This window comes from Streptomyces sp. NPDC050422 (assembly GCF_044458665.1).
Lineage (GTDB): Bacteria > Actinomycetota > Actinomycetes > Streptomycetales > Streptomycetaceae > Streptomyces.
The window spans coordinates 127088-138122 of sequence record NZ_JBITIE010000023.1; the positions used below are offsets into that span (position 1 = coordinate 127088).

General features: G+C 69.4%; 13 protein-coding genes. 8 read left to right on the forward strand and 5 right to left on the reverse strand.

The features are described 5' to 3' along the window. Positions 1-40: 40 nt before the first annotated feature. The gene (locus ACIBJG_RS31935) at positions 41-790 is read right to left on the reverse strand and encodes a transglycosylase SLT domain-containing protein (RefSeq protein WP_399312799.1); all 750 of its coding nucleotides are present in this window, start codon (positions 788-790) and stop codon (positions 41-43) included. Positions 791-1257: 467 nt separating this feature from the next. Between ACIBJG_RS31935 and ACIBJG_RS31940 the strand changes: the two genes are divergently transcribed. From ACIBJG_RS31940 to ACIBJG_RS31950, 3 genes are all read left to right on the forward strand, one after another. Next, a complete protein-coding gene (locus ACIBJG_RS31940; RefSeq protein ID WP_399312802.1) occupies positions 1258-2403 on the forward strand; it encodes a GAF domain-containing sensor histidine kinase in 1146 nt (381 codons plus the stop codon). Continuing rightward, positions 2396-3040, forward strand: a complete 645-nt coding sequence (locus tag ACIBJG_RS31945) for a response regulator (protein ID WP_399312803.1) — start codon at positions 2396-2398, stop codon at positions 3038-3040. Before ACIBJG_RS31940 ends, ACIBJG_RS31945 begins: the two co-directional genes overlap by 8 nt. Positions 3041-3190: 150 nt before the next feature. Further along, entirely contained in the window at positions 3191-3442 is a 252-nt protein-coding gene (locus tag ACIBJG_RS31950) for a chaplin family protein (protein ID WP_219572718.1), read from the forward strand. Between the two features lie 80 nt (positions 3443-3522). Here ACIBJG_RS31950 and ACIBJG_RS31955 read toward each other — a convergent pair whose 3' ends face one another. Continuing rightward, complete coding sequence (locus tag ACIBJG_RS31955; RefSeq protein ID WP_399312805.1) at positions 3523-4302, reverse strand: hypothetical protein; 780 nt, start codon at positions 4300-4302, stop codon at positions 3523-3525. A gap of 377 nt (positions 4303-4679) precedes the next feature. Between ACIBJG_RS31955 and ACIBJG_RS31960 the strand changes: the two genes are divergently transcribed. The 4 genes from ACIBJG_RS31960 (at position 4680) to ACIBJG_RS31975 (ending at position 7894) form a co-directional block, all read left to right on the forward strand. Beyond that, positions 4680-5477 (forward strand): ABC transporter ATP-binding protein, encoded by a 798-nt coding sequence (locus tag ACIBJG_RS31960; protein WP_399312806.1) that lies wholly within the window; start codon positions 4680-4682, stop codon positions 5475-5477. A 67-nt stretch (positions 5478-5544) separates the two neighbouring features. Next, positions 5545-5973, forward strand: coding sequence for an NfeD family protein (locus ACIBJG_RS31965; protein WP_399312808.1), 429 nt, complete (start codon positions 5545-5547; stop codon positions 5971-5973). Between the two features lie 153 nt (positions 5974-6126). Beyond that, positions 6127-7065 carry an SPFH domain-containing protein gene (locus ACIBJG_RS31970; protein WP_399312810.1) on the forward strand — a complete coding sequence of 313 codons (939 nt, stop codon included), beginning with the start codon at positions 6127-6129 and terminating at the stop codon, positions 7063-7065. A gap of 61 nt (positions 7066-7126) precedes the next feature. Continuing rightward, positions 7127-7894, forward strand: a complete 768-nt coding sequence (locus tag ACIBJG_RS31975) for a sulfite exporter TauE/SafE family protein (RefSeq protein ID WP_399312813.1) — start codon at positions 7127-7129, stop codon at positions 7892-7894. Between the two features lie 60 nt (positions 7895-7954). Here ACIBJG_RS31975 and ACIBJG_RS31980 read toward each other — a convergent pair whose 3' ends face one another. The 3 genes from ACIBJG_RS31980 to ACIBJG_RS31990 all read right to left on the reverse strand — a co-directional run bounded on the left by ACIBJG_RS31980 (position 7955) and on the right by ACIBJG_RS31990 (position 9985). Further along, on the reverse strand, positions 7955-8461 hold the full coding sequence (locus ACIBJG_RS31980) for an HNH endonuclease (protein ID WP_399312816.1): 507 nt from the start codon (positions 8459-8461) through the stop codon (positions 7955-7957). A 147-nt stretch (positions 8462-8608) separates the two neighbouring features. Further along, positions 8609-9148: a YbhB/YbcL family Raf kinase inhibitor-like protein gene (locus tag ACIBJG_RS31985; protein ID WP_399312819.1), complete on the reverse strand. Its 540-nt coding sequence runs from the start codon at positions 9146-9148 to the stop codon at positions 8609-8611. Between the two features lie 54 nt (positions 9149-9202). Beyond that, entirely contained in the window at positions 9203-9985 is a 783-nt protein-coding gene (locus tag ACIBJG_RS31990; RefSeq protein ID WP_399312821.1) for a sporulation protein, read from the reverse strand. Positions 9986-10058: 73 nt separating this feature from the next. Here ACIBJG_RS31990 and ACIBJG_RS31995 point away from each other — a divergent pair, with 73 nt between their 5' ends. Next, on the forward strand, positions 10059-10700 hold the full coding sequence (locus ACIBJG_RS31995; RefSeq protein ID WP_399312824.1) for a DNA-3-methyladenine glycosylase: 642 nt from the start codon (positions 10059-10061) through the stop codon (positions 10698-10700). Positions 10701-11035: the final 335 nt, after the last annotated feature.

The following is an 11035-nucleotide window of genomic DNA, read 5'->3' on the forward strand; positions in this document are numbered from 1 at the left end:
ACCCCGCGGGGTGCCGCCCTTCGGCGTGATCAGGAACTGCTCAGTACGCGCTGTTGACGTTGTCGATCGAGCCGTACTTGTCGGCGGCGTAGTTGGCCGACGCGGTGATGTTGGCGATCGGGTCGTACTGGTCGTGAGGGGTACCGCCGACGTGGTATGCGTCGAAGGTCGGCTTGATGATCTGGAGCAGCCCCTTCGACGGCACACCGTTGACGGCGTTGACGTCCCAGTCGTTGATCGCCTTCGGGTTGCCGCTGGACTCACGGATGATGTTGCGGTGCAGCCCGTCGTAGGTGCCCGGGATGCCCTTGGCCTTCATGATGGCCAGGGACTCCTTGATCCAGCCGTCCAGGTTGTTCGCGTACACGGGGGTACGGGACTCGGAGCGGCTGGCGGCGTGCGTGCTGCGCTTGGTGGCGGCCTTCTTGGCCTTCCACTTCGCGGCGGCCTTCGCCTTCGCCTCCTTGGCGTCCGCCTTGGCGACGGCGTCGACCTTCGCCTGTACGGCGGCGGCCTTCTTGGCCTTCGCGGCGTCGACGGCCTTGACCAGCTGCTCGGCGGTGGAGTGCTGCTCGAGGACGCTGTTCTGGATGGTCCTGGCCTGCGGGGCGGTGGACCCGAAGACGACGGGGGCTGCGGAGAGTGCCTGAGGCTCGGTCTCGGCCTCGGCGTTACCGGGCACCAGGGACAAGGAGAGGGCCGCGGCGGCGACGGCGGAGATGCCGGCGGCGGAGAGCTTCTGGGTCTTGTTCAGGCGGCGGAGACGGCCGGGAATGCTGGACACGGTCATATCAGGCGTACCTCTTCGAATCGCGGAAGGTCCTCACGGAGGACGAAGACGGGAGGCGACTTCGCTTCTCCGTCGGGGACGAGTGCAATTGTTAGCGGCAGCAAAATGCCGTGGCAAAGGTGTGACGTACGAAGCCGGGTAGTGGAACACGGCGGCGTTGGAGGGGGCGGATCGGCACCCATGGCTACCCAAATCGCCCTTATCGCTCCACTAGGAGGCTTCGTAAGTGACGTGGGTCCTATGTGCGGCCTCACATCGGAGGGGTAACGAACTCACCAACCGTTGCTCAAGCAATGCGGAGTGTGAGGTTCCGGCTCGATGGCGGCTCTTCGGAGGGCTTCCGGGGTGGTTCCCCGGGCCCGGGCCCGCGGAGGAGCGGCTCGGCGCATGGTCCTAGTCCCTGCGCCCTGATCGGGGGCGGTCCACAGGCGGATACGGGGCGAGGGGGCCGCCGGTACCGTGAGGCCATGACCCATCGCCCACCGTCGGGCCTCGCAGCGGTGAGCGCCGCGCTGCTCGCCATGAGCCGGCACCTCGAGATGCGGGACGTCCTGAAGACGATCGTCGCGTCGGCCCGCGAACTGCTGGACGCCGAGTACGCGGCCCTCGGGGTCCCGGACGACCACGGCGGCTTCGCCCAGTTCGTCGTCGACGGCGTCAGCGACGAGCAGTGGAAGGCCATCGGCCCGCTCCCGCGCCAGCACGGCATCCTCGCCGCGATGCTCCACGAGGCGAAGCCCGAGCGCCTGGCCGACGTCCGCAAGGACCCGCGCTTCGAGGGCTGGCCGGCCGCCCACCCCGACATGTCCGACTTCCTCGGACTGCCGATCAGGGACGGCGACGACATCATCGGCGCCCTCTTCCTCGCCAACAAGCGCTGCCCGAAGCCCGAGGGCAGCTGCGGGTTCACCGCCGAGGACGAGGAACTGCTGGCGATCCTCGCCCAGCACGCGGCGATCGCCCTCACGAACGCCCGGCTGTACGAGCGCAGCCGCGAGCTCACCATCGCCGAGGAACGCTCCCGGCTCGCCCACGAGCTGCACGACGCGGTCAGCCAGAAGCTCTTCTCCCTCCGGCTCACCGCCCAGGCCGCCGCCGCCCTGGTCGACCGCGACCCCGCCCGCGCCAAGGGCGAGCTCCAGCAGGTCGCCGCCCTGGCGGCGGAGGCCGTCGACGAGCTGCGTGCCGCCGTCGTCGAACTGCGCCCCGCCGGCCTCGACGAGGACGGCCTCATCGCCACCCTCCGTACCCAGATCCAGGTCCTGGACCGCGCCCACACGGCCCGCGTCACCTTCGCGAGCGTGGGTGTACGGGCCCTGCCCGCCGCCCAGGAGGAAGCGCTGCTCCGGGTCTCCCAGGAGGCACTGCACAACGCGCTGCGCCACTCCGGGGCCGGGCACGTCGACGTCACCCTCACCCGCCGCGGCGGCTCCACGGTGCTGCGGATCATGGACGACGGCCGCGGCTTCGAGCCGGCGGCCACCCGCCGGGCGGGACGGCACCTGGGACTGGTCTCCATGCGGGACCGCGCCGACGGTGTCGGCGGGACACTCACCGTTGAATCGGCGCCCGGCAAGGGCACCACGATCGAGATGGAGGTGCCCGGTGGCTGACAGGCGCATCAGGGTGCTGCTGGTCGACGACCACCAGGTGGTCCGCCGCGGTCTGCGTACGTTCCTGGAGATCCAGGACGACATAGAGGTCGTCGGCGAGGCGGCCGACGGCGCCGAAGGGGTGGCCAGGACGCAGGAGCTGAGCCCCGACGTGGTGCTGATGGACATCAAGATGCCCGGCACCGACGGCATAGAGGCCCTGCGCAGGCTCCGCGAGCTGGAGAACCCGGCCAAGGTCCTGATCGTCACCAGCTTCACCGAACAGCGCACCGTCGTCCCCGCGCTGCGCGCCGGTGCCTCCGGCTACGTGTACAAGGACGTCGACCCGGACGCGCTGGCCGGTGCCATCCGCTCGGTGTACGCGGGCCACATACTGCTCCAGCCGGAGGTGGCCGGTGCGCTGCTCGCCCAGGACGGCCCGGGTACGGGTACGGGCCGGGGGAGCACCCTCACCGAACGGGAGCGGGAGGTTCTGGGCCTGATCGCCGACGGCCGCTCGAACCGGGAGATCGCGCGGGCGCTGGTCCTGTCCGAGAAGACCGTCAAGACGCACGTCTCGAACATCCTGATGAAGCTGGACCTGTCGGACCGCACCCAGGCGGCCCTCTGGGCCGTCCGGAACGGGGCTGCGGGCTGAACGGGCGACTGAGACAGCGCGTCACCCTCCGGGCTCCGGGTTCACACTCCCGGGTGTACGTCACCCGAACGGCGCATCCTCTTTCGGTCCGGGGCGTTCTTCATGGCGTGCTGCGGCGGCTGGCCGCAGCGACGCTAGGAGGATCCTGAAGTGAAGAACCTGAAGAAGGCTGCCGCCGTCACCATGATCGCCGGTGGCATCATCGCCGCCGGTGCCGGCGCGGCCTCCGCCACCGGTCACAGCGGTGCCGGAGCCCACGGTGTCGCGGCCCACTCCCCGGGTGTGGCCAGTGGCAACCTCGTCCAGGTCCCGGTCCACGTCCCGGTGAACGTGGTCGGCAACACCGTCAACGTGATCGGCCTGCTCAACCCGGCCTTCGGCAACTTCGGCCTGAACGGCTGACGCGCCGCACCCACGGCGATGCCGTCGGCCGGTCCCACGGGGGACCGCCCGGCGGCATCACGCCGTCCGGCCCTTCGCGCCTACCGCGCCTGCTCCTCCACATACGCGTTGTACGCGGCCACCTGCGCCCGCCGGGCCACCCGTTCCACCGGCCGCAGCGCCTCACCCCGCGCAGCCATCTCCGACGCGCTCACCGCGCCTCCGTGCCCGTTCTCGTGCGCCACCGCGACCAGCAGCCCGACCCGCTGCGCCAGTTCGAGGACCCGCACCGCCCGCGGCGGATACCCCGGGGCGAGCACCTCGCGCCCCCGCTCGGCCCGCGCCCGGTAGGCGTCCACCGCCGCGTCGGCCACCGGCCCCGACCCGGCCACATCGAGCCGCGACAACAACGCCGTCGCATCCCGCAACGCCTCGGCGAGCTCCCGCTCCGCCTCTCCCAGCGACGGCACATCGGCCGGCGGCGCCTCGCGCACCGCCAGGCACCGCCACACCACCTCGACGTGGAGATCCCCGGCCGGCCCCGCCTCCCGCACCTCGGGCACCAGCCCGTACGGCGCACCGAAGGTGACCACGGCCTCCTCGGCCTCCAGCGCCAGGGCGTTGAACTCCGCCGGACCGCTGAGGCCCAGCGGGTGCCCGGGAACCGGCAGCGCGACCCGCAGGCCCGTCACCCCCAGCCTCCGCAGCCGCCCCAGCGCGAGCGTGAGACCGACCGGTCCCGCCTCACCCGGCAGCCCCTCGACGCGGTGCACCGCGTCCTGTCCGACAATGGCGAGCGCCGCGTCGTCGGGCGACACGAGTCCGGCCAGCAGTGCGTTGCCCCAAGCGGCCAGCAGCCCTGAGCGTGGTTCCGAAAGCATGGCACCAGCCTAGGGCCCGTCCGGCGGATCATGGCCGGGGTCGCGACGCCTGGCACGGCACCTCGCAGCGTTGCCGAAACGCCCGCATGGCTCCGCTATGAGGACGCTCCGGCGCCTTGCGATGCACCGGACCGGACGCCGCGCCCTGCCCGACCCTGATCCGCCGGACAGGCCCTGGGGAACGGACCCGGGCCCTGCCCGCACCCTCCCGGGACTGTGACCGACCGGCCATGCTCCGGGCGGACAGGGACGGTGCGGCGGGAGCGCGACGACGGGCCCAGCGCCTGAAGCGCTCGCGCGGTGGCGTAGGTTTTCCCTGGGAGCTGTGCCTACAGGCACGCGACGATCTCGAGACTGCATGGGGAGACAACGCGCTCATGAGCGATGTACTGGAGCTGGTGGACGTATCCGTGGTCCGCGACGGACGCGCTCTGGTGGACGATGTCTCCTGGTCGGTCAAGGAGGGGGAGCGCTGGGTCATCCTCGGCCCGAACGGCGCCGGCAAGACCACCCTCCTCAACATCGCGTCCAGTTACCTCTTCCCGACCAAGGGCAGCGCCACGGTCCTCGGCGAGCAGCTGGGCGGCGTCGGCACCGACGTCTTCGACCTGCGCCCCCGCATCGGCATCGCGGGCGTCGCCATGGCCGAGAAGCTGCCCAGGCGCCAGACGGTTCTGCAGACGGTGCTCACCGCCGCGTACGGCATGACCGCCACCTGGAACGAGAACTACGACAAGGTCGACGAGGACCGCGCCCGCGCCTTCCTCGACCGGCTCGGCATGACCGAGTACCTCGACCGGAAGTTCGGCACCCTGTCCGAGGGCGAGCGCAAGCGCACCCTGATCGCCCGCGCGATGATGACCGACCCCGAGCTGCTGCTCCTCGACGAGCCGGCCGCCGGTCTCGACCTCGGTGGCCGCGAGGACCTGGTCCGCCGCCTCGGCCGGCTGGCCCGCGACCCGTACGCGCCCTCCATGATCATGGTGACCCACCACGTCGAGGAGATCGCGCCCGGCTTCACCCACGTCCTGATGATCCGTCAGGGCAAGGTGCTCGCCGCCGGCCCCATGGAGACCGAGCTCAGCTCCCGCAACCTCTCCCTCTGTTTCGGCCTGCCGCTCGTCGTCGAGCACCAGGGCGACCGCTACACCGCCCGCGGACTCCCGCTCGGCTGACGGCAGTCGGCCGGTCCGCCGGCTCGCGCACTGTCCGCGGAGGTGCTCGCGGTCATACGATGGCCACGTGGAAATCGACGCGTGGGTGTGGTGGCTGATCGGCGCGGTGGGACTGGGCATCCCCCTGGTCCTGACCGCGATGCCCGAGTTCGGCATGTTCGCCGTCGGAGCGGTCGCCGCGGCGGTCGTCGCCGCCCTCGGCGGCGGAATCGTGGCCCAGGTCCTGGTGTTCGTCATCGTCTCGGTGGCGCTGATCGCCGTGGTCCGTCCGATCGCCAACCGGCATCGCGCGGACCGGCCCCACCTCGCCACCGGCATCGACGCACTGAAGGGCCGTCAGGCCGTCGTCCTGGAACGCGTCGACGGCAGCGGCGGCCGGATCAAGCTCGCCGGGGAGATCTGGTCGGCCCGCGCCCTCGACGCGGAACTCAGCTTCGAACCGGGCCAACAGGTCGATGTCGTCGACATCGACGGGGCGACGGCCGTCGTCATGTGACCGAACAGCCCGCACAGCAGCGCCCGTTCTGCGAGACTCGAAGTCGATCATCATGGAAACCGGACCGGCAGGACATCCGACCTGACCCACGGCCCATACGATCTCGACCTCGCTCATCGCGATCCGTCGGCAACCGAAGGGCACGAGGAAACGATGCAACCGATCATCATCGTCCTGATCATTCTGGTGGTGCTCGTCTTCATCGCCCTGATCAAGACGATCCAGGTCATCCCCCAGGCCAGCGCCGCCATCGTGGAACGTTTCGGCCGGTACACCCGCACCCTCAACGCGGGCCTGAACATCGTCGTCCCGTTCATCGACTCGATCCGCAACCGGATCGACCTGCGTGAACAGGTCGTCCCCTTCCCGCCGCAGCCGGTGATCACCCAGGACAACCTGGTCGTCAACATCGACACGGTCATCTACTACCAGGTGACCGACGCCAGGGCGGCGACGTACGAGGTCGCCAGCTACATCCAGGCCATCGAGCAGCTCACCGTCACCACGCTCCGCAACATCATCGGTGGCATGGACCTGGAGCGGACCCTGACCTCCCGCGAGGAGATCAACGCCGCGCTGCGCGGAGTCCTCGACGAGGCCACCGGCAAGTGGGGCATCCGCGTCAACCGCGTCGAACTGAAGGCGATCGAGCCGCCCACCTCCATCCAGGACTCGATGGAGAAGCAGATGCGCGCCGACCGTGACAAGCGCGCCGCGATCCTCCAGGCCGAAGGCACGCGCCAGTCGGCGATCCTCACCGCGGAGGGCGAGAAGCAGTCCGCGATCCTGCGCGCCGAGGGTGAGGCCAAGGCGGCCGCCCTGCGCGCCGAGGGCGAGGCCCAGGCCGTCCGTACGGTCTTCGAGGCGATCCACGCCGGCGACCCGGACCAGAAGCTCCTCTCGTACCAGTACCTCCAGATGCTCCCCAAGATCGCCGAGGGAGACGCCAACAAGCTGTGGATCGTGCCCAGCGAGATCGGCGACGCCCTCAAGGGCCTCAGCGGCGCCTTCGGGAACCTCGGAACGGGCATGCCCGGCTTCAACACGGGCGACACCGGCAAGGCACGTCGCGAGGAACCCCCGGTCGACTGACGTGTACACCCCCCGTGCATGATCAGTGCATCAAAGACCGATCATGCACGGGGGATTCGGGATGACCACCTGGGAGATGCTCGCCGTCTTCGCCGCAGGCGTCAGCGCGGGCACGATCAACACGATCGTCGGCTCGGGAACGCTGATCACCTTCCCGGTACTGCTCGCCACGGGCCTGCCCCCGGTCACCGCGACGGTCTCCAACGCACTCGGCCTGATCCCCGGATCCATCAGCGGCGCGATCGGCTACCGCAAGGAACTCCAGGGACAGCGCCGCCGCGTCATCAAGCTCTCCGTCGGCGCCCTGATCGGCGGTCTCACCGGCGCCACCCTGCTGCTGAAACTGCCCTCAACGGCCTTCGAGACCATCGTCCCGGTCCTCGTCGCCCTGGCCCTCGTCCTGGTCATCCTGCAACCACACATCAGCAAAGCGGTCCAGCGCCGGCGCGAAGACACCGGCACCACCGCCCGCCCCGACGGCGGCCCGCTGCTCTTCACCGGACTGATGCTCGCCAGCGTGTACGGCGGCTACTTCACCGCGGCCCAGGGGATCATCTACCTCTCACTGATGGGCATGCTCCTCGACGACACCATGCAGCGTCTCAACGCCGTGAAGAACGTCCTGGCAGCCGTCGTCAACAGCATCGCCGCGCTCTTCTTCCTCTTCGTCGCGGACTTCGACTGGACGGCCGTCGTACTGATCGCCGTCGGTTCCGCGCTCGGCGGCCAGATAGGCGCCAAGATCGGCCGCAGGCTCAGCCCCGTGTTCCTGCGCGTCCTCATCGTCACGGTCGGTACGGTCGCCATCGTCCAGCTGGTCCTGCGCTGACACGGCGAAGCCCACCTCCTCACGAAGGCGGGCTTCCCTACGTCACCGGGCGTACGGCGGCTACGCCGCGGACTGCGACAGCCACTGCGGCAGCGCCGACCTGTCTCCCGCCCCCAGCGCCAGCAGCATCGCGTCCGCCGGAGACGGCACGAACGGCTGCCTCAGCAGCGGCATCCCCGCCTGCTCCGGCGTACGCGCCGCCTTGCGGTGGTTGTCCTCGGCACAGGAGGCCACCGTGTTGAGCCAGGTGTCCTGACCACCCTGGGCCCGCGGCACCACGTGGTCCACGGTGCTCGCCCGCCGCCCGCAGTACGCGCACCGGTGCTGGTCCCGGATCAGCACACCCCTTCTGGACCATGGTGCCTGTCTTCGGAACGGCACCCGTACGTACCGGCAGAGCCTGATCACCCGGGGCACCGGAATGTCCACGGCGGCACCGCGCATACGGAGATCGGGGTGCGACTGCTCGACGACGGCCTTGTCCTGAAGGATCAGCACCACCGCACGGTTCAGCGTCACCGTCGACAGCGGCTCGAAGCTCGCGTTCAGCACCAGTGTGTCCCGCATTTCGCCCACCTCCCGTGTGCCGCCCGCCCCCTGGCAGGCCCGGATCAACTCTGGCCGGGCAGGCCGTGATGGACAACGCAATAAAAAATGCCCTGCCCTGATCTCTCCAAGACCAGGGCAGGGCAAACAGCGGTGGAACCTTTGGATTCACCCGTTCGCGGCGGGCTCCGCGTACTCACCGATCAGCTGGGCACGGCCCAGCGTGTGGAACCGCAGGTTGAAACCGACCGCCGCGGGAGACGTGTCGCTGTCGGGACCCAGCTTCTCGCTGTCCACCGCGTACACGGTGAAGACATAGCGGTGGTTCTCGCCGGCCGGCGGGGCGGCACCGCCGAACTCCTTCGACCCGTAGTCGTTGCGGGCCTGCACGGCGCCCGCGGGCAGCCCTTCGAACGTCCCGCTGCCCGCGCCCGCAGGCAACTCCGTGACCGACGCGGGGATGTCGAAGACCACCCAGTGCCAGAACCCGCTGCCCGTCGGGGCGTCCGGGTCGAAGCACGTCACGGCGAAACTCTTCGTCCCCGCCGGGAACCCCTCCCACCGCAGTTGCGGCGAGGTGTTCCCCTTCGCGTGGACCTGTGCGTCCGCAAGCACGGCGCCCGGGGCCAGGTCCTCGCTCACCACGGTGAACGAGGGGACCTCGGGATGGAAGTCATGCGGAAGCGGGGCCCTCTTCGGCTCGGTCACGTCGCCACCTCTCCTGATCGGTTCAGCTCTCGGAAGGTCTCCTTCCCTCCGACCCTAGAGCCAGTTGCGCTGCCCGCCGACCTGCGCCAGCCACTGGTTCAGGTACGCCGCCCAGTCGGTCCCCTGGAAGTCGTTGAGACCCACCTTGAACGCACGGTAGGAGTCGCTGCCCTCACTGAAGAGCCCCGGCTTCTTGTCCATCTCCAGAATGACGTCCATCTCGCGGTCGTCCGCGACGAACGTCAGCTCGACCTGGTTCAGCCCCCGGTACTGCGACGGCGGGAAGAACTCGATCTCCTGGTAGAAGGGCAGCCGCTGACGCGTGCCCCGGATGTGGCCGCGCTCCATGTCCGCGCTGCGGAAGCCGAAGCCCAGCTGCCCGAAGGCGTCCAGGATGGCCTGCTGGGCCGGCAGCGGGTGCACGTTGATGGGGTCGAGGTCACCCGAGTCCAGCGCCCGTGCGATCTCCAGCTCCGTCGTCACCCCGATGTTCATGCCGTGCAGGTGCTGGCCCGCGAACATCGTGATCGGCGTCTCCCACGGGATCTCGAGCCCGAACGGTACGACGTGCACCGCACCGGCCCGCACCTCGAACGCGCCACCGAGGCGCAGCTTGGTGAACTCGATGTCCTGCTTGGTCTCCTGGTCCTGCCCCTCGACCTCGACCCGGGCCTGCAGCCCGACGGAGAGCCCCTCGATCTGCTGGTCCACGGACCCGCCCTGGATCCGCACCTCGCCCTGAACGACCCCACCCGGTACGACGTTGAGCTCGGTGAGCTCCGTCTCCACCGAGGCGCCACCGGCACCCATGCTCGCGAGCAGCCGCTTGAAGCCCATGTTTTCTCCTCCTAGGTCCTGACCCCTACATACGCGCCATGACCGTAGTCGGTTCCCGGTAGCCTCGAACCTCATGATCGATCGCATGGACCGTACGCCGCTGACGCGGGACTTCTTCGACCGCCCCGTACTGGAGGTGGCCCCGGATCTCCTGGGCCGCACCCTGGTCCGCAGCACGCCGGACGGCCCGATCGAGGTGCGCCTCACGGAGGTGGAGGCGTACGCCGGAGAGATCGACCCCGGCTCCCACGCCTTCCGCGGCCGGACGCGGCGCAACGGCGTCATGTACGGACCACCCGGCCACGCGTATGTCTACTTCACCTATGGCATGTGGCACTGCCTCAACCTGGTGTGCGGCCCGGAGGGCATGGCGAGCGGGGTGCTCCTCAGAGCCGGCGACATCCGCACGGGGGCCGACCTCACCCGCAAACGTCGGTTCTCGGCCCGCAACGACCGAGAACTGGCCAAAGGCCCGGCCCGTCTCGCGACGGCCCTGGACATCGACCGGGCACTCGACGGCACCGATGCCATTGCCCACCCGGGTGCGCACCTCTCCGTACTGCAGGGCACCCCGCCACCCCGCGACCAGGTACGCAGCGGTCCACGTACGGGAGTGGGCGGTGACGGAGCCGTGCACCCGTGGCGATTCTGGATCGACGGCGACCCCACGGTGAGCCCGTACCGCGCGCACGCACCGCGACGCAGGTCAACTTGACTCGCCGTTGGGGGACGCCTAATGTAGTCCGAGCCGCTTGACACGGGTACAGCTTTTGGTTCGGTCCATCGGATCGCATGCCGGGCTACTCGAAGCGGCCAACCACTACCTACGAATCACCCTTGAGGGTGCGAATTTCGGCGTGCCGAAATTCGTTTCCCTGACTCGATTATGAGTCACCGGGAGAATCGGCTAACGTAGTGAACACGCCGAAAGGGAAAGCGCGAAAGCGAATTCCTCGAAAGCGAAAATGCGAGGCCCGCTTCGACCGGGAATCGGACACGAAAGAGTCTGATAGAGTCGGAAACGCAAGACCGAAGGGAAGCGCCCGGAGG

What these genes read in the sequence shown, in the direction of transcription:
- ACIBJG_RS31935 (WP_399312799.1), bottom strand. Translation starts at nt 790, where the DNA reads ATGACCGTGTCCAGCATTCCCGGCCGTCTCCGCCGCCTGAACAAGACC.
- ACIBJG_RS31940 (WP_399312802.1), top strand. Translation starts at nt 1,258, where the DNA reads ATGACCCATCGCCCACCGTCGGGCCTCGCAGCGGTGAGCGCCGCGCTG.
- ACIBJG_RS31955 (WP_399312805.1), bottom strand. Translation starts at nt 4,302, where the DNA reads ATGCTTTCGGAACCACGCTCAGGGCTGCTGGCCGCTTGGGGCAACGCA.
- ACIBJG_RS31960 (WP_399312806.1), top strand. Translation starts at nt 4,680, where the DNA reads ATGAGCGATGTACTGGAGCTGGTGGACGTATCCGTGGTCCGCGACGGA.
- ACIBJG_RS31970 (WP_399312810.1), top strand. Translation starts at nt 6,127, where the DNA reads ATGCAACCGATCATCATCGTCCTGATCATTCTGGTGGTGCTCGTCTTC.
- ACIBJG_RS31975 (WP_399312813.1), top strand. Translation starts at nt 7,127, where the DNA reads ATGACCACCTGGGAGATGCTCGCCGTCTTCGCCGCAGGCGTCAGCGCG.
- ACIBJG_RS31980 (WP_399312816.1), bottom strand. Translation starts at nt 8,461, where the DNA reads ATGCGGGACACACTGGTGCTGAACGCGAGCTTCGAGCCGCTGTCGACG.
- ACIBJG_RS31990 (WP_399312821.1), bottom strand. Translation starts at nt 9,985, where the DNA reads ATGGGCTTCAAGCGGCTGCTCGCGAGCATGGGTGCCGGTGGCGCCTCG.
- ACIBJG_RS31995 (WP_399312824.1), top strand. Translation starts at nt 10,059, where the DNA reads ATGATCGATCGCATGGACCGTACGCCGCTGACGCGGGACTTCTTCGAC.